Raw genomic sequence first — 15536 nt, 5'->3', positions numbered from 1 at the left:
GCGCGTTAAAACTTATCAAAGCTGGCGGGTTTGCGCGCGACTGACTGCGGTTTGGCCCGCAATTCCTGCCTTGCGTTCGCGCATGCGAAAACGAGCGGCCCTCGCCGCGCTCGCGCTCGCCTTCGCCACGCCGGCGCGCCTCGCCGCCGTTCAGAGCGCGCCGCCGCCCGCTTCTGCCGCGGCGTCGCATCCAGCGTCCTCTGGCGATCTGCGCGGCGAGGTTTGCCGGATGATCGAGCGGGCCGCGGCGGCCCATCATCTGCCGCCGTCCTTCCTGACCCGCCTGATCTGGCGGGAAAGCAGTTTCCGCGCCCATGTCGTCAGTCCGGCGGGCGCGCAGGGCATCGCCCAGTTCATGCCCGGCACCGCCGCCGAGCGCGGTCTTTCCGACCCCTTCGATCCCGAACAGGCGATCCCCAAGGCGGCGGAGCTCCTGGCCGATCTGCGCGCCCGTTTCGGCAATCTCGGCCTCGCGGCGGCCGCCTATAACGGTGGCCCGCAGCGCGTCGCCAACTGGCTCGCGGGCTCCGGCGGCCTGCCGTTCGAGACGCAGAATTATGTCGAACTGGTCACCCGCCATCCCGCCGAGGATTGGCGCGACGGGCCTTCCTCCGTAAAATTGGAGGCGGGTTTCGCCAGGCCGGCGACCTGCCTCGCCACTGCGGAGCTGATTCGCATCCAGGAGCCACAGCAATTCGCCGGCTCGACCCTCACCGCGCCCTGGGGCGTCCAGCTCTCCGGCTCGTTCAACAAAAGGGCGGCGCTCGCGGCTTACGCCCGGGCGCAGCGACGCTTCGCGGCGCTTCTGGGCAATGGCGAGCCGATGGTGATCGGCAGAAGGGCGCCGGGACGGGGCTTTGCGCGCTTCTGGCGGGTGCGCTCCCCCGCCCAGACCCGGGCGCAGGCGGAGCGCCTCTGCGCGGCGATCGAACGCGCGGGCGGCGCCTGCGCAGTGTTGAAAACATGATACAGTGCCCCGACGAAACGCGCCGAAGTCGAATTGGCTAGGCCGGAACAGGCTTTACAAAGGCGGCGGCGATCCGCAAATAAGGTTCTGCCCCTTCGCCGCCGCCAAACGAAGCCCCCCTTTGGCGCGCCGCACGCCAAAGGAACGGACCGCCATGTTCGTCAAATCGAGGTCCTGCACATCGAGGCCGCGCCGATTCTTTTTTCATTCCGCTTTGCTCGGCGGCCTTCTTCTCGCGGCGCCGCAGGCCGATGCGCAATTCTGGTTCCCCTTCGGGCAGCCGGAGCCCCAGCCGCAGCCGCAGCCGCAGCCGGCCCGGCGTCACGGGCAGCGCCACACGAGGCAGCATCCGGCGGTTCAACAGCAGGCGGCCCAGCCGCAGCAGCAACAGCCGCTGTTCTGGTGGGACAGCCAGGCGCAGCCGGCCGAGCAGCAGGCGGCGCGTCCGCGCGTCGGCCGCGCGCCCCGGCCGGAGGAAGTCCTGGGAGAGCGCCAGACCGGACCCGGCGGCGACGCGGTGGTCGATCTCGCCTCCCATTCCGGGTTCGACGGCGGCTATGACGGCGGCCGGAGCGCGGCCTCCGCCGCTGTTCTGCCGCCCGACGCCGATCCCAATTATTCCACGCCGGTCGATCTCGATCCCGACGTGAACTATAAATATGCGACGCGCAGGGAAGTGGCCGACCCGACCGGCGAGCCGGCCGGCACCATCACCATCAGCACGGCCCGCCGAAAGCTCTATTATTCGCTCGGCGACGGCAGGGCGATGGAATATGGCGTCGCCGTCGGCAAGTCGGGCTTCTCCTGGAAGGGACAGGCGATTGTCGGCCGCAAGGCCTATTGGCCGGGCTGGACCCCGCCGAAGGAAATGCTGGCGCGCGATCCCGAGCTGCCCGAACATCTGGACGGCAGCCTGAGCAATCCGCTCGGCGCCCGCGCGCTCTATCTGTTTCAGGACAACAAGGACACCTTGTTCCGCATCCACGGCACCAACGCGCCGAAGTCGATCGGCCATGCGGTGTCCTCCGGCTGCATCCGCATGGAGAACGCCGACGTCATCGACCTTTACGGCCGCGTCGGCAAGGGAACCCGCGTCGTCGTGAGGTGAGGCTTTCGGGCGATCGCGGCGCCGCGGCGGGGACTCTCGCGGCAGAAAAAAGGGGGCGCGCCGGGGGTCGGCGCGCCCCCTTTTTTGCGCGAAATTCCATTTTCTGAGCGAAATTTCCAGATTCGCTCAAAATTGTTTTACGTTCGCTCAAAAATTAGGCGCAAGCCTATGGAACCTTTTTGCAGCGACAGGTCTTTGCTTGGGTAACCGGAAAGGCCGTCGCCTGTTGCGCCTCGTCCTGGCGACCCGACAGAATAATCCGTGACGTGATTCGTCCATTCTGGCCGAACCGTCTTTGCGACGAGGCGATGCTCAGCATGATGGAGCAAAGCCATGTGTGACTACTCGCTCGAAATGTATGCTTCGCGCGCCGCACGGGAAAACGAGGTCTATATCACCTCCCGGTTTCCGAGCGGATCGATCGGGCTGACAGCGCCGGACGACCCCGGAACGGCGGTATGCCTCGCCTGCGGCAGCCGGCTCTCGCTCGAAAATCTCTCGGTGGAGACGCAGAAGACCTTCGGCGTGAAGGACGCGGAAGCGGTCAAGTTCATCCGTCTCGAAGAGGGGCTTTATCGGGATGGCGTCGCCTTTGACAATGGCGTCCGCATCGCGCTGACCCGGCTCGGCACGGGCGTGCTGGTCAGCTTGATGGATCAGCCGCGCGCCGCCAAGGCGCGCGATGAAGCGGAAGCGCCGGCGGAGGCTGGCCGCATGATCGAAATGCAGCCGGCGGAGTAAGTTGCGGCGGCCGGAGTCTCATATTCGGGCTGGGCGCGTCCGTGCGCTCAGCCCGGCCCGAGGCGGTAAAAGATGTGCTTGCCGATCACATCCATCTTCTTGAGCGACCGCGCCCAGCGCGGTCGCACATAATTGGCGTGGTAGTGGGTGGCGTCGCCGATGTCGGCGTTCCAGGTCTTGCCGGCCAGAACGTTTTCCGCGACCTGCGTCGCTTCCGTCCAGGCGTCGGGCTCGCGGATGCGCAGAGCATGGCCGTCGCAGGCGAAGGAGAACTGGCAGGCGCGATAATGGCTGCGGTTCTGGAATACGACGCCGCAAATGGTCGAGGGATAGAGGCCTGAGGTCATCCGGTTGAGGACGACCTGGGCGACGGCGGCCTGTCCCTCTTCGGATTCGCCGCGCGCCTCGAAATAGACCGCCTGGGCGAGACAGTGCTTTTCCGAAGCAAGACGCTCGGACGGAATCATGGCGAGATAGTCCCGCCGGCTGCTGGACCCGGCCGCCTGTTCGCCGCGCGCGATCACCGACAGGTCGGCTTGGACCGGCGTTTGGTCGGCGGCGAAGGGCGTGTTGGAGCCGAGCGCGTCGGCGCGCGGGACGGGAGGGGTCGCGCCCTGGGCGATCCGCTCGGCCAGCGCCGCCGGGCGCATGGTCATGTCGCCCGGGCCGGAGGTCGGCGAGGCGTCCGAGACGCCCGATTGGGTGACGGGGGCGTCGTCCGCGTCCCAGGCCTCGAAATGGGCGACCGAATCGGGGCCGGGGGGGTCGCCGTCGCGCGGCGAAAAGCTCGATGCGAGCCCACTCTCGTCCTGGCCGAAGGTGAGAATGTCCGCTCGCAGGCGGTCGAGCGCGCCTTTCTGGCGCAATCGGCTGGAGATGGACGGGCGCAGGCCGATGAGAGGGTCGCCCTTGTGGCTCCGGTCGACTTCGGGAAAGATTCTGGCCCCCTTCTTGAGATCCGTGCGCGGCTCGATCTCGTCCGGGATGGTGGCGAGCATTTCGGGCGGCCCGAGTTCGAGGCGGGCCTCCTGCAGCAGGCCGCGCCCGAAATGGGGGCCGAAATCGGCGTCGAGCGTAAGGGGGTCGGGCGCGAATGGTGCGGGAACGACGGCGGCGTTGAGCGCGGAGATCGGCGCCATGGAGGCGCCCTGGGGAACTTCCTGGCCGGCGTCGGCGGTGAAGGACGCCAGCAGGGCGACGCCGAGCGCCCAGGGCGTTGCGATCCGCATCGCCCAGAACAGCCTCGGCCAGAGCGGCCGCAACCAGGATGTGGGCGTCTGACGCCGCGCTATACGCATACGCGTTCCCATGCCAACCAACGGAAGCGGCGGCGCCGCATTGTCGCCGGTCGCGACGCGAAAGCGCGCGACCGGCCCGTTATTTATCGCTTGTTAGGCTTGATGGGCGGTTACCAGGGGAAGTCGGGCGCGCGTCTCGATATGGGACGGCGCGCTTCGATCTCGCCGCCGACGGACGGCGATCGGGCTTTTTCAGCGGCGAGCGATGAAAATGCGGACGACCGATCGAGCGGCGGAACGGTCAGGGGAAGGGAAAGAATCCGAAAATCCGCGTCTCCGGCTCCTCATAATGGCCGCGCGGCGCAGCGGCGGCGCGGCGGCGTACCGGCCGCTCCTCGTCATCGGAGGCCGGCAGCGTCCAGTCCGACTCGGACGGGGGATCGCCGACAATGTCAATGGTTGCGCCCTCGTCCTCCACCAGTCTGAACAAAGTCGCGGCATGGGCCGGCGAAATGCGCACACAGCCATGCGAGACGGGCCGGCCGAGACTGCGGGTCTCATAAGTGCCGTGAATGGCGAAGCCGCCGTCGAAGAAGATCGAATGGGGCATGGGCGAATTGTAATATTCTTTCGAATAATGCACGGCCTCCATGCGCTGGACCGAGAAATGTCCCTGCGGCGTGACATAGCCGTCGCGCGCGGAAGAAATCGGCCAGGTGTACGACCCGCTGGCGGAGTCGACCTGCATCGTTTGCGAGGAGAGATCGACGAGGATGCGCACTTTCGCCACGCAGGCGAAGGGCGCCGCGACAAAGGCGCAAGCCAAAGCGCCGGCAAGGATTCTGTCGCGCATGTCGCCTCCGAAAACAACCAACGAAAACACCAGGCCAAATTCCAAGGCCAAGCTCCAAGGAACAATTCCGAACTTGAGCGCAGGTTCCAAGTTTTTGCCGTTCTTGTCACGCTAAAGTAGGCTGCGTCCTTTGCAGCGCCACGATCGCGCCATTCCTCCCGCGCCATTCCCTGTCGCGCCATCGAGGACGGGACGCGGCCTTGCGTCCGCGCCCCGTTTGCTTTATAGAACGCGCAGTCAGCATCTTCGTCATGGCCTTGGGGCCAAGCGGGAGTGGGGCCCAGGCGGGACCCGCTCTTTTTTGTTTTACCCGGCTTGCCGGAGCGATTCGGACGGACCATTTGAACGTGACGCAGGATTCAGCCGCCGCCTTGCCGCGAGAACTCGAAGCGCCGCTCGATGAGCCGCGTTTCGTCGCGGAGAGCGGCGTCGCCGCGCGCATCGCGGCCATCGCCGAACGGGTGTTGAATTCTTTGGGCTTTCGCCTGGTGCGGGTGAAGATCATGACCGGGCAGGGCGCGACGGTCCAGATCATGGCGGAGCGGCCGGACGGCTCGCTCACCATCGACGAATGCGAGGAGATCCACGACGCTCTGTCGCCGGTCATCGATGTCGAGGATCCGATTCGGCAGGCCTATCGGCTGGAAATTTCCTCGCCGGGCATCGATCGCCCTCTGGTTCGCGCCTCGGATTTTTTGCGCGCGCTCGGCAAGGAGGCTAAAATTGAACTGGCCCATGCGCATGACAGCGGGCGGAAGCGTTTTCGCGGCTTGATCCGCGCCGTCGAGGGCGAGGGCCGCGATTGTGTCGTGACAGTCGAGCGGACCGACGCCGGTCCGGACGAGGACAAGGCGCCGAAGCTCGCGATGCGGGACCTCGGCGAGGCCAAGCTGGTGCTCACCGAGGCGTTGATTCGGGAATCCTTGCGCGCGGCAAAGGCGCTTGCCCGCGGCGAGGGCGAGCCGGACGAAGAGTCTGCCCCGCAAGAGGCCGCGCCCGCCCGGCGTTACGCTCCGGGCAAGGCGGCTCCAAAATCGAAACCCGTTCTGCCGGCTGGCGTGCGGGCGCAATTCAAAAAAGGCGGCGGCGCCAAGAAGACGCCCCGCAAGCAAATAACACATCAGGAGTAAAACCCATGGCCGTCAGCGCCAACCGGCTGGAGCTTTTGCAGATCGCGGACGCCGTCGCGCGCGACAAGTCGATCGATCGCTCGATCGTGCTCGCCTCGATGGAGGACGCGATGCAGAAGGCCGCGCGCTCCCGCTATGGCCAGGAGACCGAGGTTCGCGCCGAGATCAATCCGCGCACCGGCGAAGTGCGCTATTCGCGCCTCATGCTGGTGGTCGATCAGGTCGAGAGCGAAGCGACCCAGATTTCGCTCGCCGACGCGCGTAAGCGCAACCCGGCGGCCGAAGTCGGCGACTGGATCGCCGAGCCGCTGCCGCCGATCGACTTCGGCCGCATCGCCGCGCAATCGGCCAAGCAGGTCATCGTGCAGAAGGTGCGCGAGGCCGAGCGCGACCGCCAGTATGAGGAATACAAGGACCGCATCGGCGAGATCATCAACGGCCAGGTCAAGCGCGTCGAATATGGCAATGTGATCGTCGATCTCGGCCGCGCCGAGGCGATCATCCGTCGCGACGAAATGATCCCACGCGAATTGTTCCGCCCCGGCGACCGCGTGCGCGCCTATGTCTATGACGTGCGCCGCGAACAGCGCGGGCCGCAGATCTTTCTCTCCCGCACCCATCCGCAATTCATGGCGAAATTGTTCCAGCAGGAAGTGCCGGAAATCTATGACGGCGTGATCGAGGTCAAATCGGTCGCGCGCGATCCGGGGTCGCGTGCGAAAATCGCGGTGACCTCGCGCGATTCCTCGATCGATCCCGTCGGCGCCTGCGTCGGCATGCGCGGCTCGCGCGTCCAGGCCGTGGTCAACGAGCTTCAGGGCGAGAAGATCGACATCATTCCGTGGTCGGTGGACGCCGCGACCTTCATCGTCAACGCACTGCAGCCGGCGGAAGTGGTCAAGGTGGTGCTCGACGAGGATTCGTCGCGCATCGAGGTCGTCGTGCCCGACGACCAGCTGTCGCTGGCCATCGGCCGGCGTGGCCAGAACGTGCGTCTCGCCTCTCAGCTCACCGGCTGGGACATCGACATCCTGACCGAGGCGGAGGAATCCGAGCGCCGGCAGAAGGAATTCGTCGAGCGCACCCAGACCTTCATGCATGCGCTCGACGTCGACGAGGTCGTCGGCCAGCTGCTGGCCTCGGAAGGCTTCCGCTCCGTCGAGGAGCTGGCCTATGTCGAGCCTTCCGAAGTCGCCGCGATCGAGGGTTTCGACGCCGACACGGCGGAGGAAATCCAGAACCGGGCCCGCGACTATCTGGCGCGGATCGAGGCGGAGCAGGACGAACGGCGCAAGGAGCTGGGCGTGGCGGACGAATTGCGCGAGATCGAAGGCGTCACCACGGCCATGATGGTGAAGCTCGGCGAGAACGAGGTGAAGACGATCGAGGATCTCGCTGGCTGCGCCACCGACGATCTGGTCGGCTGGACCGAGAAGACGAATGGCGAAACCGTGCGCACGCCGGGCTTTTTGGAAGGTCTGGACGTGGCCCGTGACGAGGCCGAGGCCATTGTCATGCGCGCCCGCGTCAAAATGGGCTGGGTTGACGAGGCCGATCTCGTCGCCCACACCGAGGACGAAACTGGCGAAGATGAGGCTGGCGACGCGGAAGAAGGCGGCGAGGCCGCGTGATGCGCGGGCCGAACGAGAGGCAGGCGGAATTTGGCGCTGAAGACGGAACAGGATCGGCTGGAAACGGTCGCCCCCCATGCGGGGGCGGGGCCGGAGCGCAGCTGTGTCGTCACCCGCGAAACCCACGCGCCTGACGACCTGATCCGTTTCGTTCTCGGCCCGGATCATGCTGTCGTTCCGGACCTCAAGCGCAAATTGCCGGGGCGCGGCGTCTGGGTCGGCCTGTCGAAGGCTCTTGTCGCTGAAGCGGTCAAGAAGCAAATGTTTTCGCGCGGTTTGCGCGACAAGGCGGTGGCGTCGCCGGACCTGCCGGAGCTGATCGAGGATCTGCTGCGGCGCGACGCCGCCCAGGGTCTGGCGCTTGCCAACAAGGCGGGGCTGGTCGTGACCGGCTTCGCCAAGGTCGAGGCGGCGATCGGCGCAGGAAAAATCGCCGCTCTGGTCCACGCCCGCGACGCGGCGGCGGACGGCAAGCGCAAATTGCGGCAGGCCCTGCGCCGCCGCTTCGGCGCGCAGGCGGCCTCGGAACGTCAAGCGCCGCCGGAATTCGAAATTCTGACCACGGACGAGATGGATTCCGCGCTGGGGCGGAGCAATGTGGTCCACGTCGCGCTTGGCCTCGGCCCGGCCGCGAAGGTTTTTCTCGCTTCCGCACGGCGACTTGCGCTATATCGCGGCGACGGCGAAAAAGACGCCTCCGAAGGGGGCGAAAATTTGACAATGAACGAGGCTTTGGAGCAGGACTTCAATTCCTCTGGCGCGAACGGTCGCGACGCCAACGGGCGGCACATTTCAACGGGCGAGATTCCTGGGACGCATGAACGACATGAATGACTCGAACAATTCTGGCGACAAAACCTTGACCGTGCCGCCGAGCAAGACTTTGTCGCTGAAGCGCCCGGTGGAGCAGGGCGTGGTGCGCCAGAGCTTTTCGCATGGCCGCTCGAAGGCGGTCGTGGTCGAGAAGGTGAAGCGCCGCGCCCATGAAACGTCCAAGGCTCCCGCGCCCGCGGCGCCGGCTTCAGGCGCGCCCAGGCCTGCTTCGCCTCCCCCCGCCGCGCCGTCCCAGTCCGCTCCGCCCCCCCGTCCGCCGGCCAAGCCCACGGCTCCTCGGCCGCAGACCGGCGTCGTCCTGCGCACCCTGACCGAAGACGAGCGCGACGCCCGCGCCCGCGCGCTCAACGAGGCGCGTCTGCGCGAAGAGGAGGACCGCCGTCGCCAGGAGGCGGACGCCCGCGCCCGCGCCGAGCGCGAGGCCCGCGAACGCGCCGAGCGCGAAGCCGCCGACAGCCGCAAGAAGGAAGAGGAAACCCGGCTGGCGCGCGAGGCGGAAGCCAAACGCAAGGCCGAGGATGAGGCGCGCCGCCGCCTTTCACCGACATCGGCGCCCGCGTCCGAGCCTGAGCCCGAGCATGGCCTGTCGCTCGCGCCCGCCGCCGGTTCGCGCGGCAAGCCGCAGCAGATCATCTTCAACGCGCCGCGGCCCGCCGCGCCGCCGCCCGCTGCGTCCTCGGCTTCCGCTCCGGCGCCGGCCTCGTCCGAGGCGCGTCCCGCGCCCGCCGCCGCCTCGCCCGGCGGCCTTGCGCCGCGCCGTCCGATTCTCGCGCCCAAGCTCGCCGTTCCCGCCGTCAAGCCGACGCGCACCGGCGAAATGAAGCAGCGCGGCCGCCTGACCGTCACCAATGCGCTCCAGAGCGAGGGTGACGAGCGCACCCGCTCGGTCGCCGCCTTCCGGCGCCGCACCCAGCGCATGAAGGGCGTCGTCGAGCAGAAGGAGCGGCTGTCGCGCGAGGTGGTGCTGCCCGAGACGATCACCATTCAGGAACTCGCCAACCGCATGTCGGAGCGCGGGGTTGACGTCATCAAGCTCCTGATGCGCCAGGGGCAGATGCACAAGATCACCGATGTGATCGACGCCGACACTGCGGAACTGATCGCGGTCGAACTGGGCCATTCCGTCAAGCGCGTCGCCGAATCCGACGTCGAGGAAGGCCTGTTCGACACGGCGGATGCCGACGAGCAGTTGGTTTCGCGGCCGCCGGTCGTCACCATCATGGGCCATGTCGACCACGGCAAGACGTCGCTGCTCGACGCCATTCGCCAAGCCAATGTGGTTTCGGGCGAGGCCGGCGGCATCACGCAGCATATCGGCGCCTATCAGGTGCAGTCGCCGCTCGGCGGCAAGATCACCTTCATCGACACGCCCGGCCACGCGGCCTTCACCGCGATGCGCGCGCGTGGCGCCAAGGTCACCGACATCGTCGTGCTGGTGGTGGCGGCCGATGACGGCGTCATGCCGCAGACGATCGAGGCGATCAGCCACGCCAAGGCGGCCGGCGTCCCACTCATCGTCGCCATCAACAAGATCGACAAGCCGGACGCCAAGCCCGAGCGCGTGCGCACCGAATTGCTGCAATATGAGGTTCAGGTCGAAAGCCTCGGCGGCGAGACGCTCGAAGTGGAAGTTTCCGCCAAGCAGCGGCTCAATCTCGACAAGCTGCTCGAAGCCATCACCCTTCAGGCCGAAGTGCTCGACCTCCGGGCCAATCCCGACCGCTCGGCCGAGGGTACGGTCATCGAGGCGCGGCTCGACCGCGGCCGCGGCCCGGTCGCGACCGTGCTCGTCCAGCGCGGCTCTTTGGCGGTCGGCAATATCGTGGTGGCGGGCGCGCAATGGGGCCGCGTGCGCGCGCTCATCGACGACAAGGGCCACAATTGCGTCCACGCCGGTCCGTCCTTCCCGGCGGAAGTGCTCGGCTTCAACGGCGCGCCGGAGGCGGGCGACCGTGTCGCGGTGGTCGAGTCCGAAGCCCGCGCCCGCGAAATCACCGAATATCGCGAGCGCCAGAAGCGCGAACAGGCGGCCGTGCGCGGCGGTTCGGCGCGCTCGTCGCTCGCCGACATGATGAGCCAGCTCAAGACCGCCGGGCGCAAGGAATTCCCGCTGGTGGTCAAGGGCGACGTCCAGGGCTCGGTCGAAGCCATCATCGCGGCGCTGGAAAAGCTCGGCAATGACGAAGTCGCCGCCCGGGTCATTCATGCGGGCGTCGGCGGCATCACCGAATCCGACATCTCTTTGGCCGAGGCCTCCAAGGCGGCGGTCATCGGCTTCAACGTCCGCGCGCACAAGGAGGCGCGCGAGGCGGCGGAGAAACTCGGCATTGAAATCCGCTATTACAATATCATCTACAATCTCGTGGACGATGTGAAATCGGCCATGTCCGGCCTGCTCCCGCCGACTTTGCGCGAGACCATGCTGGGCAATGCGGAAATCCGCGAGGTGTTCGCCATTTCCAAGATCGGCAAGGTCGCCGGCTGTCTGGTCACGGATGGCATGGTGGAGCGCGGCCAGCACGTCCGCCTCATCCGCGACAATGTCGTCGTCCACGAGGGCAAGCTCTCCACGCTGAAGCGCTTCAAGGACGAGGTCAAGGAAGTCGTCGCCGGCATGGAATGCGGGATGGCCTTCGAGAACTATCAGGACATGCGGCAGGGCGACGTCATCGAGTGCTACCGCGTCGAGGAAATCAAGCGGAGTCTTTGATTTTTTAGCCCGACGCGGCAGACCGCGTCGAGCGCCCCTCGCATCAGCTCAGCGACGCGTTCGCTCCTCGCCCGGCCCTTCCGGCCGGGCGGCGCTAGCGTCGCCGGAATTGCTGCTCTGCCGCCGGTATGGGGGCCGGCGTGTCGAAAGGCAACCATGTCCAGACTTCATCAAAAGGGCGGCGAGCCCAGCCAGCGCATGTTGCGCGTCGCCGAACTGATCCGCCACGCCATGGCGCAATTGCTGTCGCGCGGCGAAATCAACGATCCCGATCTCGCCGGGTTGGTCGTCACCATTCCTTCCGTGAGGATGAGTCCCGATCTCAAGCTCGCCACCATTTATGTCATGCCGCTCGGCGGCGCGGCGCAGGAGCAGATTGTCGCCATTCTCGACCGCCACAAGAAGTTTTTGCGCGGCGAGATCGCCCATCACGTCAATCTGAAATATGCGCCGGAAATCCGCTTCAAGGTGGATGAATCCTTCGCCAATGCGGAAAAGATCGACGCTCTGCTCCATTCGCCCAAGGTGGCGCAGGATTTGACGGCGCCGGCGCAGGACGACGATCAGGACAACGGGGACGGGAATTGAACGCGCCGCGCTCCACCCGCGTCGAGGTCAACGGCTGGGTCGTGCTCGACAAGCCCGTCGGGCTCACGTCGACCCAGGCGGTTTCCAAGCTGAAACGCCTGTTCAACGCCAAAAAGGCCGGTCACGCCGGCACGCTCGACCCGCTCGCCTCGGGCGTGCTGCCGGTCGCCTTTGGCGAGGCGACCAAGACCGTGCCCTTCGTCCAGGACGGCGAGAAAGCCTATCGCTTCACCGTGCGCTGGGGCGTCGAGACCGACACCGATGACGCCGAGGGGCGGGCGGTCGCGACCAGCGACGCGCGGCCCGAGGCGTCGGCGATCGCCGCCCTGCTGCCGGGCTTCACCGGCGAGATCATGCAGCAGCCGCCGGCTTTTTCGGCCATAAAAATCAATGGCGAGCGCGCCTATGACCTTGCCCGCGACGGCGAAGTGGTCGAACTTGCCCCGCGTCCGGTGACCATTCACGCCCTGCGCCTCGTCGCGACGGAGCGCGACGAGGCGGTGCTGGAGGCGGAATGCGGCAAAGGCACTTATGTGCGCGCCATCGCCCGCGACCTCGGCCGCGCGCTCGGTTGCCACGGCCATGTCGTCGCCTTGCGCCGCACGCGGGTCGGCCCTTTCTTCGAGGAGGATTCCGTTCCGCTCGGCGAGTTGCTCGATGCGCCGGAATCCGCTCATCAAGATATGCTCGGCGTCGAGGCCGGCCTCTCGGAACTGCCGTGCGTTCTGCTCGACCGCAATGGGGCGGCGCGCGCCCGGCGCGGCCAGTCGGTGATCCTGCGCGGCCGCGAAGCCCCGGCCGAGGGCGCGGCCTATGCCGTCTGCTCCGGGGTGGTGATCGCGTCAGGCGTGGTCGAGCGCGGCGAGTTTTTGCCGAATCGGGTGTTCAACCTGCCATTCTGAGGCAAAAATAAGTCGTCAATCGCCGGGGCGCGCCCCATCCTCCTTGCTGGAGGAGAGCAATGTCGCGCGCGAAAGCATTTGACATGACGCGCCGCGCCTTTGGCGCGGGCCTTTGCCTGTGCTGCCTGCCCGCGCTCGCCCGCGAAAACGCCTTCGCCCTGGAGGAGGTTGGACCTTCCGTCTTCATGCGCCGCGGCATCGACGCCGAAGTGGACGCCGCCAATCTCGACGGCATCGCCAATATCGGCTTCATCATCGGCGAAAAATCGGTACTGGTGACCGAAAGCGGCGGCAGTCTCGCCGACGGCCGGCTGCTGCGCAAAATGATCCGCGACAAGACCGACAAGCCGATCCAATATGTCGTGCTGAGCCATGTCCATCCCGATCATGTTTTCGGCGCGGGCGCTTTCGTCGAGGACAAGCCGGTCTTCATCGGCCACCACAATCTCCCCGAAGCCCTGGGGATGCGCGGCGCGTTCTACCGCAAACGCCTCGTCGACATCTTGGGCGAAAGCAATGCCGGGCCGGTGGTCGCGCCGACGAGGACGATCAAGGGGCGGGAGGAGATCGATCTCGGCGGGCGGCGGATCGTCTTCACGGCGCATGAGCCGGCCCACACCACTTCCGACCTGTCGATGCTCGACATTTCGAGTGGTCTGTTCCTGCCCGCCGACCTGCTGTTCGTCGGCCGCATGCCCTCGCTTGACGGCAGCCTCACCGGCTGGATCGCCCAGCTCGAAGCCATGCGGAAGCAGAATTACGGCGGCGCCGTTCCGGGGCACGGGCCTGTGAGCGTCGAATTCGGTCCCGCTTCCGCCGCACTTCTGCGCTATCTCACGGCGGTGCGCGACGGCGTGAGGGCGGAAATCGACGGCGGGGGCTCGATCGAGCGCGCCATGAGCCATGTCGCGCAATCCGAACGCGACCATTGGAAGCTGTTCGACGATTACAATAAGAGAAATGTCGCCGAGGCCTTTTCTGAACTCGAGTGGCAATAGGAGGAAAGATGAAAACGCGCCTTGCGACAGCATTTCTCGGCCTGTGCGCGCTCGGCCTCGCCGCCGCGCCGGCCTTTGCGGACGATCCCGACAGCCCGGCCGCCCGGCAGAGCCGCTGGCAGGATCTTGAAAAGACCGTCTTTCACGGCAGGACGGCCGGGCCGTCCAACGGCGTGGTGACGCTCGAAGCCCCTGAACGGGCCGAGGACGCGGCCCTCGTGCCGATGACTGTGACTTTGAAACCGGCCGACAAGGTCAAGGCGCTCTGGCTTATCATCGACGACAATCCGATGCCGGTCGCCGCGCATCTCGTGTTCGGGCCGGCCGCCGATCCCCATCAAATGAAATTCCGCGTCCGCGTCAACAGCTACACCAATGTTCATGCGGTGGCCGAATTGCCGGACGGCTCGCTCGTCGCCGACGAGAAATTCGTGAAAGCCTCCGGCGGCTGCTCGGCGCCCATGGGCGAGGGCGTGGTCGCGGCGCTCAAGGGCATCGGCGAGATGCGGCTGAAGTTCGCGGGCCCGGTCCAGCCCGGCGCGCCGGTCGAAGCCAAGCTGATGATCCGGCATCCCAATTTCAACGGCATGCAGATGAATCAGGTCACGCGGCTCTATACGCCGGCGCGCTATCTCGACAAGGTCTCGGTGCGCGACGGCGACGCCAAGGTTTTCGATATGGACTCAGGCATTTCGCTCGCCAGCAATCCGGTTTTGTCCTTCGGCCTGATCCCTCAAGCCTCCGGGCGCCTGACGGTCGAGGCCTATGACAGCAGGAACAGCCACTGGCGCAAGGATTTCGACATTCTGCGCATGACCAACTGACATGCGGGCCAAATCTTCCTTCGCGCCGGTCGCCGTCCTCGTTCTCGGCCTGACCGGCGCCGCCGTCGCCGGGACGAGCGAGCCGCCGGGCCTGTGGACCGGGCCGATGCATGGCGAAACCCCGGCGGCTCTCGCCGGCGCAAAGGTCGTCGACGCGGCCGCGGTCGCCGAACTCAAGAAAACGGGCGCCGTGCTGATCGACGTCGCGGAAGCGCCCGCCAAACCCCCGGGCCTCTCGCCCGATCAGCCCTGGCTGCCGATCCATATGTCGATCCCCGGCGCGGTCTGGTTCGCCGGAGGCGGCTTTGGCGATGGGAGCCCGGCCTATCAGCAGCGTTTCGCCGCGCGCGTCGCCGAATTGACCGGCGGCGACAGGAGCCGCGCGGTGGTCGCCTTCTGCCACCCGCACTGCTGGGGGAGCTGGAACGCCGGCAAAAGGCTGGTCATGCTCGGCTATGAAAAGGTCTATTGGTTTCCCGGCGGCGTCGAGGCTTGGGAAGACAGATTTGCCGCGGCGCCGGTCAAGCCCGACAAGGCGTGGGAGGTGAGCCGCCGCTGACGCGGCCCGAACTCCGGGCTGGCCCTGGCGACGAAAATGTGTATAGAAAGCGGCTTGCGCCGGGATCTTCCGGCGCGAACGAAAAGTCGCGACCGCGCTGGACGACATCCCGGAGCGGCCCGTTTTTCGTTGCACTATTCAGAAAAGGACATCCGATGTCGATCACTGCCGAGCGCAAAGCCGCGCTCATCAAGGAATACGCCACCAAAGCGAATGACACCGGCTCGCCGGAAGTGCAGGTCGCCATTCTGACCGAGCGCATCTCCAATCTGACCGGGCATTTCAAGACGCATGCGAAGGACAATCACTCGCGTCGCGGCCTGCTCAAGCTGGTGTCATTGCGCCGCCAGCTTCTCGATTACGTCAAGAAGAACGACGAAGCGCGCTACAGGACGCTGATCGAGCGCCTCGGCATCCGCCGCTGATCTTTCGCGTGGCCGGCATGGCCGGCCA

General features: G+C 66.5%; 15 protein-coding genes. 13 read left to right on the top strand and 2 right to left on the bottom strand.

The features are described 5' to 3' along the window. Nucleotides 1-82 precede the first annotated feature (82 nt). From K2U94_RS18905 to K2U94_RS18895, 3 genes are all read left to right on the top strand, one after another. Nucleotides 83-967 carry a lytic transglycosylase domain-containing protein gene (locus K2U94_RS18905; protein WP_243068696.1) on the top strand — a complete coding sequence of 295 codons (885 nt, stop codon included), beginning with the start codon at nucleotides 83-85 and terminating at the stop codon, nucleotides 965-967. A gap of 154 nt (nucleotides 968-1121) precedes the next feature. Beyond that, nucleotides 1122-2075 (top strand): L,D-transpeptidase, encoded by a 954-nt coding sequence (locus K2U94_RS18900; protein ID WP_243068695.1) that lies wholly within the window; start codon nucleotides 1122-1124, stop codon nucleotides 2073-2075. 333 nt (nucleotides 2076-2408) lie between these two features. Continuing rightward, nucleotides 2409-2816, top strand: coding sequence for a hypothetical protein (locus K2U94_RS18895; RefSeq protein WP_243068694.1), 408 nt, complete (start codon nucleotides 2409-2411; stop codon nucleotides 2814-2816). Nucleotides 2817-2863: 47 nt separating this feature from the next. Here the strand turns inward: K2U94_RS18895 and K2U94_RS18890 are convergent, their stop codons facing one another. Then, a complete protein-coding gene (locus tag K2U94_RS18890; protein ID WP_243068693.1) occupies nucleotides 2864-4114 on the bottom strand; it encodes a cell wall hydrolase in 1251 nt (416 codons plus the stop codon). A 241-nt stretch (nucleotides 4115-4355) separates the two neighbouring features. Continuing rightward, nucleotides 4356-4907, bottom strand: coding sequence for a L,D-transpeptidase (locus K2U94_RS18885; RefSeq protein WP_243068692.1), 552 nt, complete (start codon nucleotides 4905-4907; stop codon nucleotides 4356-4358). 347 nt (nucleotides 4908-5254) lie between these two features. Here K2U94_RS18885 and rimP point away from each other — a divergent pair, with 347 nt between their 5' ends. The 10 genes from rimP to rpsO all read left to right on the top strand — a co-directional run bounded on the left by rimP (nucleotide 5255) and on the right by rpsO (nucleotide 15508). Further along, a complete protein-coding gene (gene rimP, locus K2U94_RS18880; protein ID WP_243068691.1) occupies nucleotides 5255-6037 on the top strand; it encodes a ribosome maturation factor RimP in 783 nt (260 codons plus the stop codon). Between the two features lie 5 nt (nucleotides 6038-6042). Then, a complete protein-coding gene (gene nusA, locus K2U94_RS18875) occupies nucleotides 6043-7668 on the top strand; it encodes a transcription termination factor NusA (protein ID WP_243068690.1) in 1626 nt (541 codons plus the stop codon). Between the two features lie 30 nt (nucleotides 7669-7698). Continuing rightward, complete coding sequence (locus K2U94_RS18870; protein WP_243068689.1) at nucleotides 7699-8502, top strand: RNA-binding protein; 804 nt, start codon at nucleotides 7699-7701, stop codon at nucleotides 8500-8502. Continuing rightward, nucleotides 8495-11212 carry a translation initiation factor IF-2 gene (infB, locus tag K2U94_RS18865; RefSeq protein ID WP_243068918.1) on the top strand — a complete coding sequence of 906 codons (2718 nt, stop codon included), beginning with the start codon at nucleotides 8495-8497 and terminating at the stop codon, nucleotides 11210-11212. The genes K2U94_RS18870 and infB overlap by 8 nt, the downstream gene beginning before the upstream one ends. 156 nt (nucleotides 11213-11368) lie before the next feature. Further along, on the top strand, nucleotides 11369-11800 hold the full coding sequence (gene rbfA / locus K2U94_RS18860; RefSeq protein ID WP_243068688.1) for a 30S ribosome-binding factor RbfA: 432 nt from the start codon (nucleotides 11369-11371) through the stop codon (nucleotides 11798-11800). Continuing rightward, entirely contained in the window at nucleotides 11797-12702 is a 906-nt protein-coding gene (gene truB / locus K2U94_RS18855; RefSeq protein WP_243068687.1) for a tRNA pseudouridine(55) synthase TruB, read from the top strand. The genes rbfA and truB overlap by 4 nt, the downstream gene beginning before the upstream one ends. A 59-nt stretch (nucleotides 12703-12761) precedes the next feature. Beyond that, a complete protein-coding gene (locus K2U94_RS18850; RefSeq protein ID WP_243068686.1) occupies nucleotides 12762-13700 on the top strand; it encodes a quinoprotein relay system zinc metallohydrolase 2 in 939 nt (312 codons plus the stop codon). 8 nt (nucleotides 13701-13708) lie between these two features. Next, complete coding sequence (locus tag K2U94_RS18845; protein WP_243068685.1) at nucleotides 13709-14524, top strand: quinoprotein dehydrogenase-associated SoxYZ-like carrier; 816 nt, start codon at nucleotides 13709-13711, stop codon at nucleotides 14522-14524. Between the two features lies 1 nt (nucleotide 14525). Next, a complete protein-coding gene (locus K2U94_RS18840) occupies nucleotides 14526-15083 on the top strand; it encodes a rhodanese-like domain-containing protein (protein ID WP_243068684.1) in 558 nt (185 codons plus the stop codon). Between the two features lie 155 nt (nucleotides 15084-15238). Further along, entirely contained in the window at nucleotides 15239-15508 is a 270-nt protein-coding gene (gene rpsO, locus K2U94_RS18835; RefSeq protein WP_243068683.1) for a 30S ribosomal protein S15, read from the top strand. Nucleotides 15509-15536: the final 28 nt, after the last annotated feature.

Source organism: Candidatus Rhodoblastus alkanivorans, assembly GCF_022760755.1.
GTDB lineage: Bacteria > Pseudomonadota > Alphaproteobacteria > Rhizobiales > Beijerinckiaceae > Rhodoblastus > Rhodoblastus alkanivorans.
Note: the sequence above shows the minus strand (reverse complement) of the source record. Positions and strands in the feature narration are given on the sequence as shown.

Bases quoted from the DNA above. Each gene is read 5' to 3' on its own strand.
- K2U94_RS18885 (WP_243068692.1), bottom strand. From the start codon at position 4,907: ATGCGCGACAGAATCCTTGCCGGCGCTTTGGCTTGCGCCTTTGTCGCG.
- rbfA (WP_243068688.1), top strand. From the start codon at position 11,369: ATGTCCAGACTTCATCAAAAGGGCGGCGAGCCCAGCCAGCGCATGTTG.
- K2U94_RS18900 (WP_243068695.1), top strand. From the start codon at position 1,122: ATGTTCGTCAAATCGAGGTCCTGCACATCGAGGCCGCGCCGATTCTTT.
- K2U94_RS18850 (WP_243068686.1), top strand. From the start codon at position 12,762: ATGTCGCGCGCGAAAGCATTTGACATGACGCGCCGCGCCTTTGGCGCG.
- K2U94_RS18895 (WP_243068694.1), top strand. From the start codon at position 2,409: ATGTGTGACTACTCGCTCGAAATGTATGCTTCGCGCGCCGCACGGGAA.
- K2U94_RS18840 (WP_243068684.1), top strand. From the start codon at position 14,526: ATGCGGGCCAAATCTTCCTTCGCGCCGGTCGCCGTCCTCGTTCTCGGC.
- rpsO (WP_243068683.1), top strand. From the start codon at position 15,239: ATGTCGATCACTGCCGAGCGCAAAGCCGCGCTCATCAAGGAATACGCC.
- K2U94_RS18905 (WP_243068696.1), top strand. From the start codon at position 83: ATGCGAAAACGAGCGGCCCTCGCCGCGCTCGCGCTCGCCTTCGCCACG.
- K2U94_RS18845 (WP_243068685.1), top strand. From the start codon at position 13,709: ATGAAAACGCGCCTTGCGACAGCATTTCTCGGCCTGTGCGCGCTCGGC.
- infB (WP_243068918.1), top strand. From the start codon at position 8,495: ATGAATGACTCGAACAATTCTGGCGACAAAACCTTGACCGTGCCGCCG.
- K2U94_RS18890 (WP_243068693.1), bottom strand. From the start codon at position 4,114: ATGCGTATAGCGCGGCGTCAGACGCCCACATCCTGGTTGCGGCCGCTC.
- nusA (WP_243068690.1), top strand. From the start codon at position 6,043: ATGGCCGTCAGCGCCAACCGGCTGGAGCTTTTGCAGATCGCGGACGCC.